Consider the following 15,769-nt stretch of genomic DNA (forward strand, 5'->3'; position numbering starts at 1 on the left):
AGCTGGGCAGGCGTTCGAAAAAAATAAACTTAAGGTTGTATTTGCTTTGACTTCTACGGCTGCCGGGTGACCGTGTAGAGCTGCCCGGCCGGCAGCGGCCCGTCCAGGCGGGTCTCCAGGCCGTCCGGCCAGCGGATCAGGGCGCCCGCGGCGCTGTCCTGCGCGCCCAGGCCGAAATGGGCGCGCGGCGCATCGAAGCTCATGAAGCCGCCGCCAAGCTGGATCTCGCGCATCTGGCGGCTGCCGTCCCGTCCCAGCAGCGTGATGCGGGCGCCGATGCCCGCGCGGTTGCCGGCCAGATCCTGCAGCCGGAACGCCAGCCCCGGGTTCTGGGTGTTGTTGCGGAACACCATCAGCGGCCCGTTCACCGGGTGGGTCACCAGATCGAGGTCGCCGTCGCCGTCCATGTCGAACTGGGTGGCGGCGGCGGTCATCAGGTAATCCTCCAGCCCGAACGGGCCCGAGGCCTCCTCGAAGCCGCCCTGGCCGGTGTTGCGGAAGAACAGGTTGGAGGGGGAGACCTCGTTGGGCACCCAGGTGCCGTTGACGATATAGACGTCCTGCCAGCCGTCCTGGTCGAAATCGGCCACCTTGGTGTCCCAGCTCCAGCCGCCCACATCCAGCCCGCGCTGCTCCGCGGTGTCGGTGAAACCGGCGCCCTCCGGCTCCAGGAGCACGTTGGAGCGCAGGATCTGCGGGTGGGTCAGGGCGATCTCTTCCGCCTTGGGCTGGCGCGCCGGCTTGAAATGCAGATCGCAATAGGCGCGCGGCACCGGCTGGCCCGCCGGGATCAGCGCGCACAGCGTTGCGTCGCGCTTCTGGATCGCCAGGTCCTTGATCAGCATCGCCTTGCATTCCGCCTGGTAGCGGCCGCTCAGCTGCTGGCAGCGCCCGGCATAGGCGGGATCGAAGCTGTTGCCCGCCTTGTACCAGGCCTTGATCGCCATGTTCTGCCGGCAGACCGCCTTGGCCTCGGCCTCCTGGATCGCGTCGCAGTAGCGGCTGAGCGGCTGCATCTTCAGCCGCTCCGACACCCCGGAGGAGCGCCCGGCGATCTGCGCCAGATAGATGGCGGGGCGGCCCTGGTTGAACAGATCCGCCGTCTTCACCGCCATCGTGGTGGTGGTGGTATGCGGGATGACGCCCTCGGGCTGGGTCACCATGGCAAGGCCGCCCTTGCCGTCGCCGCGGTAGAAGTAGTCGGGGATGTCGAAATCGTTGCCGACGATCAGATCCTGGGCGCCGTCGCCGTCGAAATCGGAAAACAGCACCGACAGCGTCTCGCCCGGGATGCCCGGCAGTTCGGTGAACTGCGCGCCGCTCAGCTGCCCGTCCGGGTTCCACAGCACCCGGTTGCGGGATTCCTCGCCGGGGATGCGCCGGTACCAGCCCGCCGCCCAGTTTCCCAGCGCCGCATCCAGGTAGCCGTCGCGGTTTATGTCGGCAAAGGAGAGTGCCATGGTGAGCGGCGCATCGGCGCGGTTTTGAACCGGGCGCGGCGGCTCGGCGCCGAAGCGCCCCTCCACATTGCGCCACCAGTAGTTGCCCTGCAGGTAGGTGGCCAGGAACAGGTCGCTCCAGCCGTCATTGTCGATATCGGCAAGTGCGGCATTGAAGACCGGCGCCCCGGCCAGATCCCCCAGGTCCGCGGCCACCGGGGTGAACCGGCCGCTGCCGTCGTTTTCATAGAGGTAGAGGCCGGCCTCGGTGGAGGCCGCCGCAAGGTCGATGTCGCCGTCGTTGTCGATATCGCCCGAGGCCAGGCTGCGGCCTTCCCAGAACGGCGGCCACATGTCGCGCATGGTGAATTCGACCGGCTTGGCGATGCCGATCGTGGCGGCCTCGGCGCGGGTAAAGCCGGCGGCGGCGGCAGGCGAGGGCGGGGTGAAGGGGGCGGCGGCCACGCTGACGCGGGCCGCACCTGCGCCCGCGGCCTGCACCGGCGCTTCCAGCCCGGCGGCCTGGGCCGCGCCCCAGGGGGCGGGCGCCTGCGGTGCGCCTCCCAGCAGCTGCTCCAGCGCGCGGCGGCTCTGCCACTCATGATAGGCATGGGTGCCCAGCCCGGCGGCAAAGCCCAGGGCGCCGATGACGGCAGCCATCAGCGCCGCCGCCCTGAGCCCCAGCGCCGAGGTGATGATCATGAAGGAATAGACGGAGAAACTGCCCAGCGTGAACAGCGCCGCCATCACATAGCCATGCGCCATCCCGGCGGCGATCAGCGCCCCCGCCAGCACCACGTCGAACCCCATTGGCACCGGCAGGAACAGCGCCACCAGCGTCAGCAGCGCCAGAGCGCCGATGCCGAAGCCCAGCCCGGTGACCAGATCCTGCGGGAACAGCGTGCCGGCAGCGGCGCCGAGAAACCCCGCCAGCAGCATCATCGGCACCGTCAGGCGGATGATGTACCAGAGGTTTTTGAGATAGGCCCGGGCCACGCCCATAACCGCCGCCGGCAGGCTTTCGCCCGGCGCCGCCCCGGCGGCCAGCTCGCCGGCGCTCCAGGGGGTCTGGGCCGCAGCCTCTGCCGGGGCGATCTGCACCTGCGGCAGATAGCGGCAGATCAGCGGCACCGCCGCCAGGATCACGAACAGGCTGAGCGCCAGCTTGGCCGCGGCCATGTAGAAGGGCACCAGCGAGAACAGCATCGACAGCACCACCACGTTGAGCGTGGGCGAGGCCACCATCGCCGCCAGCGCGGTCTCGGCCCGCATGCCGGAGGCATACATCCCCTTGCCGATCGGCGCGACGCAATTGGCGCAGACCCCGAGCGGCGCGCCGACCGCCAGCCCCAGCGCCGAATTGGCGAACCGGCCGCGGAAGCTGCGCGTCTGCAGGCAGGACAGCAGGGTCATGATGGCGGCGGCAAAGAGAATGCCGAAGGTCATGCCCTTCTTGTTGGTATGGATCCAGTTGAGGGTTGAATAGCCGATCCGCTCCAGCGTGCCCATCGCCGCGCTCAAGGGGTATTTGGCCTCGAAGCTCAAGGGATCTTCGAGCTGGATGGCGCCCGACATCATCGCCTTCTCGCTGAGCGCCGGATAGCGCGAGCCGGTCCAGAACAGATAGGCCAGGGCGGTGAGGATCAAGAGCGCGAGGACAAAGCGTTTCCGGCGGGGCGGGGCGATGAAAGCGTGCATACGGGGTTCTGCTGAAGGCTGTCTTTTAGTTTCTCATGGCCGCCGAATTTACCGCTGCGGCGCCAGGCTGCGGACGTAGTCGTAGACTTCGTATTCCAGCGGCCAGCGCTCGCGGAACCGTGCCCGCGCCTCTTCCATAGGGGTCTCTGCTTCCTTGCTTGCATTCAGGTGCGGCAACTGGATGTCCTGCGCAGGCAGGCCGAGCCGTGCGGCAATGCGCTTCAGACTGGCTTCCAGTGTTTCAAAGCACCCGATGTCGACGAAAAACTCTTCGATGATCCCGCGGAAATTGCTCGAGGTAACCGGCCGGGGAAAATGCTCCAGCATATTGAGATGGCCGCTTTCCAGATGCTCGTGAAGTCCCTTGCCCTCGACATCCGAGGTGCGTTTCCAGTTTTGAGCGGACTTTTGAGTGAAGAAATAGCGGGAGACATGCATATCAAACGGGTCGCGCAAGAAGCTGACGAACTGGCGTGCCTCAGGATAGTAGTCGGGCACCCCGAATTGGCGCAGCCGGTTGAAATGGCCGTAGATAACAGGCGGTTCCGTCCGGAAGGCGGGATCTTGCAGATCTATTTTGGCCGGCAGCTGGCCGCGGCCTTCATCATAGTAGTGGAGTTTCAGGCGGTCCCTGAACCAGTTCTGAAAAACGGTCCGCACGGATACCCCCGCAGTCTTGGGAATATGGATAAAGATCAGCGGCTGGCCGGGGTCGAAATTTCTCATAAGGCTTTCGGAATCGTGCATGCAGTGCCTTAGAGCAGCGTCTCCGCTGCTCTAAGGGGCGGGCTGTCAGTTGTCTGCTTCCAGTGCGGCAATACGCTGGTTCAGCTGGCTGATGTAAATATGCGCATGCTCCAGCTCATTGAGAATGCCGAACATCTTTTCTGTCATGTTATAGCTGCCTTCTTCCGGGGTCGGCCCGACATTGGGCAGATACCGGTTTGCAAACATGAATTGAGCGCGCTCTTCAATGCTCATCACCTCGTAGTCTGCATCAAACACCCGGTCGCAGCCTACCGAACAGCTGCCCGCGGTGGTGATCGAGCCGGTGATCGTCAGATTGCCGTCCTGAGTCAGCAGCAGCGGAGTCGTATTGTTGTAGCTGGTGAAGATCCCGAAAGCCTGGTCGTTGTTGCGGTGGGCAATCCGCCAATCGCCGCTGGTTGCGGTGTTGTCAAAAATAATCTGCGACCCGCCGTTGTTGCGCATGGTCAGCAGCGTCCGGTGCGCTTGGGTGCCATTGTTGTTCTGAAACAGAACATGTTCGGTCGCGCCGCTGATATTGTCGGTTTCAAGGACATGGAGCACCCCTGCCGGGCTGCTGGTGTTGATCCCCACTTCTTCATTATTGGCGAGGTAGAGCAAGTTTGTCCCAGCGCCCGGCTGAATCTTGAACGGCAGCAGACTGCTGTTGGTCACGTCGCGGATGAAGAAGTTGGTCTCATTGCCGGCGATGTCCCAGGCCTGCGAGGAAAAGCCGGAGGAGCCGTCCTGCTCCAGCCGCAGCGCCGGCGAGTTGCCCTGCTTCACATGCAGGTCGACAACCGGCGAGGAGGTGCCGAAGCCGACATAGCCGGTGGATTTGACATAGACCGCATTGTTGCCCGCACCGGCCTCGACCAGGAAAGGTGTCGAGCTGCCGTCGACATCGTCGATGGAAAAATAATTGCCGCCGCCGTTGTCCGAGCTGTTCGCGGTCAGCTGCCAGTCATTGGTGGGGAAGCTGGCGGAGTTCGAGGTATCCTGGAATTTGATCCGGGTGTTGTTTTCCTTCAACCGGATGGTGTCGAAGCCGAAGCTTTCGCCGCTGACGCAGTCATTGCCGACACAGAGGCTGAAGGTCGCGATCACATCGTCGTTGAACACCTGGTCTGCCTGCGCAGCACCTGCGGCCAGGGCCAGAAGGCTGGCGCCTGCGGCCAGGATCCGTTGGGGTTTGCGGCTCATGTCAAATTCCTTTTCTTGCAATCAGGGCGGCCGGCGGGCCGCGGCAGTCTGTTCGGGGATCAGTCTTCGGTGAGGATGTCCGGGGTGATGATGGTGCCGCGCGACACCGTGAAGGATCCGGTCATGGTGAAGGATTTGGCTTTGGACGCGGCGGGTTCGCCGCGGCCGTTGTCGGCCGGGTTGACGATCTCTTCCCGCTCGCTGGTGGCGGCGCTCAGCTCATAGCGGTAGGTGCCGTCCTGCACCGCGCCGCGCTCCAGCTCATAGACCGGGGTGCCGGAGGCCGCCTGGATCGAAGTGATCCGGCCGTTGGGGGCCACCACCACCAGGGTGGCATTGCTGAGCCCGATCCAGTTCTCGAACCAGATCGCATTGGAATTGTGCTGCTGCACCGGGTCCGTTTCCAGCGCCGCTGCCGCGCTGGCCAGGCCGAGGCCGAGGCAAAACCCGAAAGCCCGGAATGTCATCCGCATGGCGTGTCTCCCGTCGTGCATTTATCTTCAGAAACTGCTCTACCGCCGGGCCGTATGGCCTGTCCCGGCGGAAATACGCTCATTTCGAGCAGTATTACCCGACGTAATAGTAAAATGTTAAGGGTTTTATTGATTTTGCAGCATTTTTCACGCTTGCGGCCAGGGCGCCGCAAGCAGGCAGGCGCAACGCCCTTATTCGATCACCCCGGCGCGGCTGAAGACGCCGAAGAAATTGCCGAAGATGTTGGAGACGGTCAGCACGTCGTTGACCGGCGATTCGGTGGCCATCACCAGGTCGCCCGGGTTGATCTGGAACTGGCGCGCCGAGAACAGCCCGTCGGCGGAGGTGAGATCAAGCGAGAACACCACCCGCTGCTGGCGCGGGCCGCGCACCCCGGGCGCCACCGCGCTTGCCGGGTATTCGCGCAGGATCAGCAGGCCCTTGGGATCGGCCTTGCCGTCCTGGAAGCCGCCCGCGACGGACATCGCGTCCATCGCCGACATCTCGTCCTTGGAGAAGATGTGCAGGTCTTCCTCGCCGGTGGCGCCGAAGGAGAGGAAATAGCGCTCGTCCTCCTCGACGAACACCCGGTCGCCGCCGCGCAGGAGGGTGTCGAGCGCCGGGTTGTTCAGCAGGTTGTCGACCGAGGTGCCGTAGATCGACTGGCCGCGCACCAGCCGGATCTGCGGGTTGTTGAGATTGGCGCTGATGCCGCCGCCCGCGGAAATCAGCCCCATCACCGTGTAGTTGCGGTCGGGCATCGGATAAGTGCCGGGCTGGGCGACGCCGGAGACCAGGTCCACCGAATTGCCGCGCCCCTCGGCCATGGCCAGCTGCACCTGCGCCGATGGCACCACCGGCTCCAGCGCTTCCTGCAGCCTGGCCCGCGCCAGGTCCGGGGTCAGCCCGTTGACGTTCACATCGCCCACATAGGGCATGAAGATGGTGCCGTTGGCGGCCACTTTCATGTCCTGCAGCTGCACCATTTTCTGCTCGGCGGAGGTCAGCAGCGAATTGTCGTTGCTGTCCCAGATGCTGAGGGACAGGAGGTCGCCGGGCTGGATGATCTGGGTCTTGGCGCCCTGGTGGGCGTGCAGCCAGTTCAAGCGCTCCTGCTTGCCGGTGGGCGGCCAGGCCGCCACCGCGGGCAGCAAGGCCCGGTTCACCTTGTAGAGCGCGAAATTGGCGTCCGCCTCACCCGATTCCCTCAGAATCTCTTCGCTGGCCGGGGCGCCGCCGGGCAGGCGGGAACAGGCCGCGGGCAGAAGGATCAGGCCGGCAGCCGCCAGCCAGGGAAGAAATTTCAGCATGAAGAGCCTGTTGTGGAACCGCTTTGATTTTTTTCTGCCGGAAGGATACTGGGCTGAGCCAGAGGGTTCAACAGAAACGGGCCGCAGGCATGAGGATTCCCGCCGCATTGGTTCTGGGCGCAACAGGGCGCATCGGGCGGCTGCTGCAGCTGGCGCCGCCGGACGGCATGGCGCTGCGGCTGCAGGCGCGCCGGGCGCCGCAGCTGCCCGGCCTCCCGGCCGGGGACTGGCATGTGTTCGATCCGCTGGCGGAACCGGCCGCGCTGGCCCGCGCCGCGGCGGGCGCGGAGGCCATTCTCTGCCTGGCCGGGCCGGTGCCCGGGCCGGGGCAGGGGGAGGCAGGCATGCAGGACCACATCCGCCTCGGCGAAGCGGCGCTGCGCGCGGGCGCGGCAGCGCGCGCGCGGGTGCTGCTGGCCTCCTCGGCTGCGGTCTATGGCGCCCAGGGCGGGCTTTTGTCCGAGGAAGCGCCCTTGCAGCCCGCCACTGCCTATGGCGCGGCCAAAGCGGAAATGGAGGCCAGCGCCGCGGCGCTGGCGCCTGAGCTGGGGGTGCAGGTCTGCGCCTTGCGGATCGGCAATATCGCCGGCTTCGACGCCGCCCTGGGCGGCTGGCGCCCGGGCTTTGCCCTCGACCGGTTTGCCGATGGCTGCAGCCCGCGGCGCAGCTACATCGGCCTGCGCAGCCTGGCGCGGGTGCTGGCGGCGCTCGTGCAGGCGCCGGATCTGCCCGCAGCCCTCAACGTGGCGCAGCCCGGGGCGGTGGAGATGGCGGCGCTGCTGCAGGCGGCCGGGCGCCGGTTCAGCTGGCAGCCCGCCCCGCCCGCGGCGATCCCGGAGGTGGTGCTGGACACGGCCCGGCTGCAGGCGCTGCTGCCGGTGCCGCTGGCGGCGGCGGACCCGGTGCAGATGGCGGCCGAATGGGCCGCATCAGAGCCTGATTTCGCAGGCAGATAAGCGGAAGGATCCCACGCTATGACCTGGCGCAAACGGCTGTTCGACCTGTTCTTTGCCACCCTGCTGATTGCGGTGCTGGGCCCCGTGCTGCTGCTCCTGCTCGGCTGGCTCCTGTGGAAGGAGGGGCGGCCCCTGTTCTATGTGGCAGAGCGGATGAAGGCGCCCGGTCGGCCGTTCAATCTCTGGAAGCTCAGGACCATGACGGTGGTGGAAACGGACACCGGGGTCTCGGGCGGCGACAAGGCGGCCCGCATCACCAGGACCGGCGCCTGGCTGCGCTCCAAGCGGCTGGACGAGTTCCCGCAGCTGTGGAACATCCTCAAGGGCGATCTCTCCTTTGTCGGGCCGCGGCCGCCGCTCAGGCAGTATGTCGAGGCGCATCCGGAGCTTTATGCCCGGGTGCTGAAATCGCGCCCCGGCGTCACCGGGCTCGCCTCGATCACCTATCACAAGCATGAGGCGGCGCTCCTGGCGCGCTGCGGCACGTCTGCGGAAACCGATGCGGTTTATTCCCGCCTCTGCGTGCCGATGAAGGCGCGGCTGGACCTGATCTACCAGCGCCATCAAAGCATGTGCTTTGATTTCGACATCGTGTTCCAGACCATCGGCAACCTCTTCCGCCGCCGGTAGGCGCGGAGGCCACAGTGCGGCGGGTTTCCGCCGCTGCCGGTTTTGCGGCGCGGCGGAAACCCGGTATGATAGAATTTCCGGCCAAATGGCCGCGCCGCGGATTTGGCAGCGGAGTCCGGTGCTTGGCCGCATGTTCGTGTTTACTTTTTTCTGCTATCCGGCAACTGCAGGGCTGCCGGGACAGGCACGCAGAAACCAACAGGGAAAAATACCCGGGCACAGGGGCAGACAGGCATGTACAATCTGATCAGCGCGCTTTCGCGCAAGCAGAAATCCTACGTCTTCCTGGCCGTGGATCTGGCGCTGCTGCCGCTGGCGCTGCTGTTCACCCTCGAGGTGCAGCCGCTGCCCGACCCGGCGCTCGCCACCCTGGTTTCGCTGCTGCCGCTGCTGCCCTATGTGCTGGCCGCCGCCGCGCTGCTGGCGCTGTGGCTGGGGCTGCCGCGGGTGCAGCTCAACGCCTACGAGCGCCATGCCGCGGCGCAGAGCGCGGTGCTTGCGGGCGGCAGCGCGCTGTCGCTGTCGCTGCTGGCCCGCTTCTTCGGCCCGGCGCTTGGGCCGGGCACCTATGTCGCCTTTGCGATCTTCTATTTCCTGGCCATGGCAGGCGCGCGCGCGGTGATGCTGCAGCTGGTGCTGATGGTCTACCGCCGCGCCAATCCGCGCTGCCGGGTGCTGATCTACGGGGCCGGCAATACCGGCACCCAGCTGGCGCAGGCGCTGAAGGCGCATGACGGCATCGACCCCATCGCCTTTGCCGATGACAACTCCTCGCTGCAGGGGATGACGCTGGTCGGGCTGCCGGTCTACGCACCCTCGCGGATTGCCGAAATCGTCGAAACCCGGCAGATCCGCCGGGTGCTCTTGGCGATGCCGTCGCAGAGCCAGCCGCGCCAGGCGCAGATCATCCAGCGGCTGCAGAAGCTGGGGCTGGAGGTGCAGGCGCTGCCCTCCTTTGCCCAGCTCATCGGCGAGGAGGCGCTGGTCGACAAGCTGACGCCGGTGGCGCCGCAGGCCTTCCTGGGCCGCGACGCCTGCACCGTGCCGCTGCAGGAAGCCGCCGGCTCCTACCGCGGCAAGGCGGTGCTGGTGTCCGGCGCCGGCGGCTCGATCGGCTCGGAACTGTGCCGCCAGGTGCTGGCCTGCCGCCCCGCCAGGCTGGTGCTGTTCGAGCTTTCGGAACTGGCGCTCTACACCGTGCATCAGGAGCTGGGCCCGGTGGCGGCGGAGGCGGGCATCGAGCTGGTGCCGGTGCTGGGCACAATCACCGACCCGCGCCAGGTGCGGATGGTGCTCAATGCCCATCAGGTGCAGGTGGTGCTGCATGCCGCCGCCTATAAACATGTGCCGCTGGTCGAGGCGAACCCGCTGCCGGGCCTCGCCAACAACGTCTTCGGCACCCAGATCCTGGCCCGCGCAGCGGCCCGGGCGGGGGTGGAGCGCTTCATCCTGATTTCCTCCGACAAGGCGGTGAACCCGGCCAATGTGATGGGCGCCTCCAAGCGGATGGCGGAGCTCATCGTGCAGGACCTGGCGACCCGCTTCGGCACCCGCACCGTGTTCACCATGGTGCGCTTCGGCAATGTGCTGGGGTCTTCCGGCTCGGTGGTGCCGCTGTTTCAGGAGCAGATCAGCCGCGGCGGCCCGGTCACGGTGACCGACCCGAATGTGAAACGCTTCTTCATGACCATCAGCGAAGCGGTGCAGCTGGTGCTGCAGGCGGGCGACATGGCCCAGGGCGGCGAGGTCTTCGTGCTCGACATGGGGGCGCCGGTGCCGATCCTGCAGCTGGCCCGCCAGGTGATCGAAAGCGGCGGCCACTCGGTGCGCGATGCGGACAACCCGGACGGCGACATCGCCATCGAGATCATCGGGCTGCGCCCCGGCGAGAAGATGGAGGAGGAGCTGACTCTCAGCGAAGAGCTGATCCATACCCGCCATCCGAAGATCTTCTGCGCCCGCGAGACCGTGCTGTCGGAGATCGAGGTGGCGGGCTTCCTGCGCAGCCTGCGCCAGGCGGTGGCGGCCGGCGACGAGGCGGCGGCGCTGCAGGTGGTGCGGCACTGGGTCGAGGGCTATGGCCAGGCCGCGGAGGCCGGGCGCGTAAGCTCCTGATCCGGCTCCGGGCGGCCTCCGGTCCGGCCCAAGCTGCGGCTGCAGGTGCGGCACCGGGGCTGCAATCCCCGCAAAACCGCCGCCGCCAGTCCTGCGGGCAATTGATCCGGCCCGCCGCCATGGTCTAAGCAGGGCGGCAGATAACAGCGCCCGGGCAACGGCACCCGGCGGCAGGCAGTACCAGAAGGCAGGCTTTCCCGTGATCCCGATCAAATCCCTCGTGCGCAGGACCGCTCCGGCGGCGGCGCTGTGCCTGGCAGCCCTGCCGGGCCAGGCGCTGGACCCCGGGGCCGCCCGCGTAGAGGAGGGGGCCGCGCCCGGCACCGCCGCTGCCGCGCCGCGGCTGAAACCGCTGCCGCCCCCCAGCCTCAACTTCTATGGCAGCCCCGGCACTATCGACATGCCGAGCGCGGAGATGCTGCCGGACGGCCAGTACGCGGTCAGCTATTCCTGGTTCGGCGGCCAGAGCCGCTACAACCTCACCTTCCAGGCGCTGCCCTGGCTGTCGGCCAGCTTCCGCTACAACGGCATCCAGACCAATGGCGAGGAGATCGGCGGCTTCAGCACCTATTACGACCGCGGCTTCGACGTGCGCGCCCGGCTCTGGCGCGAGCGGCGCTGGCTGCCCGAGGTCACCATGGGGCTGCAGGATTTTGCCGGCACCGGCATCTATGCGGCGGAATATTTCGTCGCCACCAAACGGTTCGAGGGCCAGGCCTTGGGCTGGGGCCGTGGCTCCGGGCGGCTCAAGGTCTCGGCCGGTCTCGGCTGGGGGCGGCTCGGCAGCCACGGCGCCATCGGCTCCACCGGCGGCAGCCGCCCGTCCTTCACCGCCGGCGACACCGGCGGCGAACTGGCCACCGACCAGTGGTTCCGCGGCGATGTTGCCCCCTTTGCCGGCTTAGAATGGCAGCCGGACGCGCGCTGGAGCCTGAAGGCGGAATACTCCAGCGACGCTTATACCCTGGAAACCGGCGGCCCCGACGTGTTCGAGCGCAAATCCTCGTTCAACTACGGGGTGGAATACCAGTATTCCGAGCGGGTCCGCCTCGGCGGCTATTACCTCTACGGCTCGGAGATCGGCCTCACCGCGCAGATCCAGCTCAACCCGAAACACCCGCCCACTCCGCTGGCGGTGCCCGCACCGCACCCGGTTGTGCCGCGGACTCAATGGGCCACCGAACAGGCGCACTGGACCCGGGACTGGGCCGCCAGCGCCAGCCGCAAGCGCCAGATCCGCGACCTGGCGGCAGAGGCGCTGAAGGCGGACGGGCTGGTGCTGGAGGCGATCACCCTGGCCGGCACAGAAGCCGAGCTGCGCTACCGCAACCTGCGCTACCGCTCTGAATCGCAGGCCGCAGGCCGCGCCGCCCGCGCCCTGGCGCAGACAATGCCGCCCTCGGTGGAGACCTTCCGCCTGGTGCCGGTGCGCGGCGGCACCGGCCTGGCGGCGGTCGAGATCCGCCGCTCCGACCTGGAGGCGCTGGAGTTCGATCCGGATGCCGCCGATGCGCTGCTGGCCACGGCCGGGATCAGAGACGCAGGCCCGCTGCCGCAGGAGGCGATCTTCTCGGATGAATTGTACCCGGCCTTTGCGACCTCGGTCAGCCCCTACACCCAGCCGGCCTATTTCGACCCGGACCAGCCGTTCCGCCTCGATGCCGGGGTCGATTTCGCTGCCTCCTATGCGCCTGCGCCCGGCTGGCGCATCGCCGGCGCCCTCCGCCAGCGGATCTGGGGCAATGTGGAGGGCGGCCGCGCCTCCAACTCGGTGCTGCCGCATGTGCGCACCGACCAGTCGGAATATGCCCAATACGGCACCACCCTGGAAAACCTCTATGTCAGCCGCCTGTGGAAGCCGGGCAGCAATCTCTATGCCCGCGCCACTGCCGGCCTGTTTGAGAGCATGTACGGCGGCGTCTCCGGCGAGGTGCTGTGGAAGCCGGTGAACAGCCGCCTCGGCCTCGGGCTGGAAGCCAACTACGTGGTGCAGCGCGATTTCGATCAGCGGTTTTCCTTCCGCGATTACAGGACCTTCACCGGCCATGCCTCGGCATATTACGAGCTGGACCGGGGCTACCAGCTGCAGCTGGATGCCGGGCGCTACCTGGCCGGCGATTACGGCGGCACCGTCAGCCTGAACCGCGAGTTCGACAACGGCTTCCTGGTCGGCGCCTTCTTCACCCTCACCGATGTCTCCGCCGAGGACTTCGGAGAGGGCTCCTTTGACAAGGGCTTCCGCTTCCGCATCCCGGTGGACTGGCTCCTGGGCAAGCCGTCGCGCTCCAGCTTCGGCCTCACCATCCGCCCGACCCAGCGCGACGGCGGCCAGAAGGTGACGGTGCCGGGCCGGCTTTACGCGCCGGTGCGCGCGGCCCACCGCAGGAGCCTGGAAGAACAGCGTGCGAGGTTCTGGGAATGAGCATGATCCGTGCCGCCGCCGCCGTCCTGGCTGCCGCCCTGCTGCTGGGGGGATGCGCTCGCGGCCCCGACGAGGCCCCGGCTGAGCTGGCGGTGCTGCAGGCCGTCGGCGAGCAGTTCAGCCGCCGCCGCGCCGCGCCGCAGCCCCCCGCAACGCTGACCCGGGCGCTCCTGGACCAGCAGCCCCAGGACTATATCGAGGTCACCATCGAGAACCGCGATGCCAAGGCCTATCTGAGCCAGACGCTCAGCCGCCGCGACAGCCATCCCGGGCAGATCGAGGTCTGGCGCACCCAGGACAACGTCTCTGTCGCCCTGCGCCAGGGCATGCTGATCGCCACCCGCGGCCTCGGCGGCGGCCTCCTGTCGGCTGAGGTGCCTGCGGCAGAAGGCGTTGGCGGCCCTGCCCGCGGCGGCGCCCGCCGCTATGCGCTGCGCGCCGAAGGCAACGGCCAGACCATCGTGAACATGGCCTGCAGCCTGCAGGACCTGGGCCCGGCGCCGGTGGAGATCGTCGGAATCACCCATCCCGCCCGGCATCTGCAGGAGCACTGCGAGGGCGGCGGCGGGGCAGTGGTCAACGATTACTGGGTCGATTCCCGCCCGGGGCGCACCTTGGTGTGGCAGTCGCGGCAATGGGCAGGCGCTGAAATCGGATATGTGCGGATCCGCCAGCTGCGGCGCTGACTCTGGCCCTGACCTTGGTCCCGGCACCAGCAGCATTGTTGCAACGGACGGAAAAAATCCGTGCTGCAAACCGGATTTCAAGAGTTTTGCAGCTATTCTCCACGTTGAAATGAAAACCCGCCTCCCCTAAGGTCCAATCAACGGCCTGTTCCACAGTTCTCCGAAGGAGTTTGAAATGAAGAATCTTCTGACCGCCCTTACCTTGGCAGCCCTGGCGTCCGCGACCGCCGTTTCGGCGCAGCAGCAGACCCCCGCCCCGGCACCGGGTGCCGGCGCAGGCGCCGGCGGTGCAGGTGCTGGCGGCGCAGGTGCCGCAAACGGCTTTGCCCTGGGCGGCTTGAGCGCGGGTGCCACTGCAGGCATCGTGGCCGGCGTGGTTGCGATCGGCGTGATTGCCAACGACGACGACAACGCAACCAGCACCACCACCACCAACTGATCCGGCCGCCCTCCGGGGCACTGGCATGATTTCAGGGAAACGGGCCTCTCGGGGCCCGTTTTCCATGTCCGCCGCCACTACGGAAGAACCTGCGCCCGCCTGCCGCGGCCCGCACTGAAGCCCGGCAGAGACCGCTTCTGAAAACATATCCTCCTGTTCAGGCAAGGATGCGCCAGCGGATCACCCCGCCCGGCGGCAAGCCGTCTTGGAGTTGGAAAACATACGGAACTGACGGCCAGGACGTGCCCCGCAGCTTCCGGGCAATTTCCGGACGCGGGGCGTCAGGCAACTCCGCGGATGCCCAACCGGACGGCCTGCAAACGCCTCCCCAACTTGGCAGAGCGGGCTAAAATTGATAGTGTTGGTACAGGGCCTTGTGGCTATGCGGCGGTATTGGTTGGCGCGCCGCGTGCCTTGCTTTCTAGCGACCCAGAGTTAGCTGACTGTGTGCTTGTTGTGTATCGCTTGGAGGGCCCGATGACCTTTCAGTCTGACGATTTCTCGTTGGGAGCGCTGGATCCGCTTGTCTGGAGCTTCGCCGCGCCCCCGGGCGCCACGGTGACTTCGGACACCGCCGGGGAGGAAGCCTTCGTCAGGCTGGAGACGCCCCCGGGCGACTTCGATCCCTATGACACCAACAACGGCGCGCGCATTGTCCAGGCGGCGGCGGACGAGGATTTCCAGATCATCACGCGCTGGCTGACCTCACCCAGCGAGAAGTTCCAGGGGCAGGGCTTCCTGGTGGAACAGGATGCCGGCACCTGGCTCCGCTTTGATGTGTACTCAAACGGCTCCAAGCTGTTTGCCTATGGCGCGGTGACAACCGATGGCGATACCCGCACCAAGTTCAAAGTCAGCCTGGGCACCACCGAAATGCCCTACATGCGGTTGACCCGGACGGGGGATGAGTGGACTTTCGAGCTGTCCGCCGACGGCAGCAACTGGACGGTGTCGCGCAGCTTCACCGAAGCGATCACGGTGACCGCCGTGGGGCTGATGTCGAGCAGCAGCGGCGGCGCGCCGGGCTACATCGCCGAGGCCGATTATTTTGAGAACACCGCAGCACCGATTGTGAATGAGGACGACGGGGTCAGCGGCAACACCGCGCCGGCGGCCAGCGACGACAGCGCCTCCGCGGCCCATGACACCGCCGTCGTGCTGGACGTGCTGGCCAATGACAGCGACGCAGACGGCGACCCGCTCACCGTCACCGCGGTCACCGCGCCGTCCAACGGAACGGCGGTGATCAATGCCGACAACACCATCACCTACACGCCGGATGCGGGCTTCACAGGCGCCGACAGCTTCACCTACACGGTCAGCGACGGCACCGACATCGACACCGCAACCGCAACCGTGACGGTCGCCAACCCGCCGTCCCAGGAGATCATCTCTGACGATTTCTCGTCGGGCGCGCTGGATCCGCTTGTCTGGAGCTTCGCCGCGCCTCCGGGCGCCACGGTGGCTTCGGACACCGCCGGGGAGGAAGCCTTTATCCGGCTGGAGACGCCCCCGGGCGACTTCGATCCCTATGACACCAACAACGGCGCCCGCATTGTCCAGGCGGCGGCGGACGAGGATTTCCAGCTCGTCACGCGCTGGCTGACCTCGCCGGACGCGCAGTACCAGGGGCAGGGCTTCCTGGTCGAA

Annotated in this window: 12 protein-coding genes; 7 read left to right on the plus strand and 5 right to left on the minus strand. The window is 66.9% G+C overall.

All coding sequences use genetic code 11. The annotated features are described in order from the left end of the window. Window positions 1-53: 53 nt before the first annotated feature. The 5 genes from LHL23_RS16650 to LHL23_RS16670 all read right to left on the minus strand — a co-directional run bounded on the left by LHL23_RS16650 (window position 54) and on the right by LHL23_RS16670 (window position 6,871). Window positions 54-3,137: an FG-GAP-like repeat-containing protein gene (locus LHL23_RS16650; RefSeq protein WP_226430743.1), complete on the minus strand. Its 3,084-nt coding sequence runs from the start codon at window positions 3,135-3,137 to the stop codon at window positions 54-56. A 48-nt stretch (window positions 3,138-3,185) separates the two neighbouring features. Then, on the minus strand, window positions 3,186-3,884 hold the full coding sequence (locus tag LHL23_RS16655; protein ID WP_226430744.1) for a sulfotransferase family protein: 699 nt from the start codon (window positions 3,882-3,884) through the stop codon (window positions 3,186-3,188). A gap of 45 nt (window positions 3,885-3,929) precedes the next feature. Further along, on the minus strand, window positions 3,930-5,087 hold the full coding sequence (locus LHL23_RS16660) for a hypothetical protein (RefSeq protein WP_226430745.1): 1,158 nt from the start codon (window positions 5,085-5,087) through the stop codon (window positions 3,930-3,932). 59 nt (window positions 5,088-5,146) lie between these two features. After that, window positions 5,147-5,560 carry a hypothetical protein gene (locus LHL23_RS16665; RefSeq protein ID WP_226430746.1) on the minus strand — a complete coding sequence of 138 codons (414 nt, stop codon included), beginning with the start codon at window positions 5,558-5,560 and terminating at the stop codon, window positions 5,147-5,149. Window positions 5,561-5,752: 192 nt separating this feature from the next. Further along, window positions 5,753-6,871: a polysaccharide biosynthesis/export family protein gene (locus tag LHL23_RS16670; RefSeq protein ID WP_222482051.1), complete on the minus strand. Its 1,119-nt coding sequence runs from the start codon at window positions 6,869-6,871 to the stop codon at window positions 5,753-5,755. Between the two features lie 89 nt (window positions 6,872-6,960). Here LHL23_RS16670 and LHL23_RS16675 point away from each other — a divergent pair, with 89 nt between their 5' ends. From LHL23_RS16675 to LHL23_RS16705, 7 genes are all read left to right on the plus strand, one after another. Continuing rightward, window positions 6,961-7,827, plus strand: coding sequence for an NAD-dependent epimerase/dehydratase family protein (locus LHL23_RS16675; protein ID WP_226430747.1), 867 nt, complete (start codon window positions 6,961-6,963; stop codon window positions 7,825-7,827). A gap of 18 nt (window positions 7,828-7,845) precedes the next feature. Beyond that, window positions 7,846-8,457, plus strand: a complete 612-nt coding sequence (locus tag LHL23_RS16680; RefSeq protein WP_226430748.1) for a sugar transferase — start codon at window positions 7,846-7,848, stop codon at window positions 8,455-8,457. Between the two features lie 234 nt (window positions 8,458-8,691). Further along, window positions 8,692-10,572: a polysaccharide biosynthesis protein gene (locus tag LHL23_RS16685; protein ID WP_226430749.1), complete on the plus strand. Its 1,881-nt coding sequence runs from the start codon at window positions 8,692-8,694 to the stop codon at window positions 10,570-10,572. Between the two features lie 199 nt (window positions 10,573-10,771). Beyond that, the gene (locus tag LHL23_RS16690) at window positions 10,772-12,994 is read left to right on the plus strand and encodes a YjbH domain-containing protein (RefSeq protein WP_226430750.1); all 2,223 of its coding nucleotides are present in this window, start codon (window positions 10,772-10,774) and stop codon (window positions 12,992-12,994) included. Next, on the plus strand, window positions 12,991-13,680 hold the full coding sequence (locus LHL23_RS16695) for a YjbF family lipoprotein (protein ID WP_226430751.1): 690 nt from the start codon (window positions 12,991-12,993) through the stop codon (window positions 13,678-13,680). Before LHL23_RS16690 ends, LHL23_RS16695 begins: the two co-directional genes overlap by 4 nt. A 175-nt stretch (window positions 13,681-13,855) precedes the next feature. Then, complete coding sequence (locus LHL23_RS16700) at window positions 13,856-14,119, plus strand: hypothetical protein (protein ID WP_226430752.1); 264 nt, start codon at window positions 13,856-13,858, stop codon at window positions 14,117-14,119. Between the two features lie 477 nt (window positions 14,120-14,596). Next, on the plus strand, window positions 14,597-15,769 hold a 1,173-nt coding region (locus LHL23_RS16705), incomplete at its 3' end, for an Ig-like domain-containing protein (protein WP_226430753.1).

The sequence above is a fragment of the Leisingera sp. McT4-56 genome (assembly GCF_020514995.1).
In the GTDB taxonomy this organism is placed as follows: domain Bacteria; phylum Pseudomonadota; class Alphaproteobacteria; order Rhodobacterales; family Rhodobacteraceae; genus Leisingera; species Leisingera aquaemixtae_A.

Coding starts and splice junctions, on each gene's coding strand:
- LHL23_RS16650 (WP_226430743.1), bottom strand. CDS start 3,137: ATGCACGCTTTCATCGCCCCGCCCCGCCGGAAACGCTTTGTCCTCGCG.
- LHL23_RS16655 (WP_226430744.1), bottom strand. CDS start 3,884: ATGCACGATTCCGAAAGCCTTATGAGAAATTTCGACCCCGGCCAGCCG.
- LHL23_RS16660 (WP_226430745.1), bottom strand. CDS start 5,087: ATGAGCCGCAAACCCCAACGGATCCTGGCCGCAGGCGCCAGCCTTCTG.
- LHL23_RS16665 (WP_226430746.1), bottom strand. CDS start 5,560: ATGCGGATGACATTCCGGGCTTTCGGGTTTTGCCTCGGCCTCGGCCTG.
- LHL23_RS16670 (WP_222482051.1), bottom strand. CDS start 6,871: ATGCTGAAATTTCTTCCCTGGCTGGCGGCTGCCGGCCTGATCCTTCTG.
- LHL23_RS16675 (WP_226430747.1), top strand. CDS start 6,961: ATGAGGATTCCCGCCGCATTGGTTCTGGGCGCAACAGGGCGCATCGGG.
- LHL23_RS16680 (WP_226430748.1), top strand. CDS start 7,846: ATGACCTGGCGCAAACGGCTGTTCGACCTGTTCTTTGCCACCCTGCTG.
- LHL23_RS16685 (WP_226430749.1), top strand. CDS start 8,692: ATGTACAATCTGATCAGCGCGCTTTCGCGCAAGCAGAAATCCTACGTC.
- LHL23_RS16695 (WP_226430751.1), top strand. CDS start 12,991: ATGAGCATGATCCGTGCCGCCGCCGCCGTCCTGGCTGCCGCCCTGCTG.
- LHL23_RS16700 (WP_226430752.1), top strand. CDS start 13,856: ATGAAGAATCTTCTGACCGCCCTTACCTTGGCAGCCCTGGCGTCCGCG.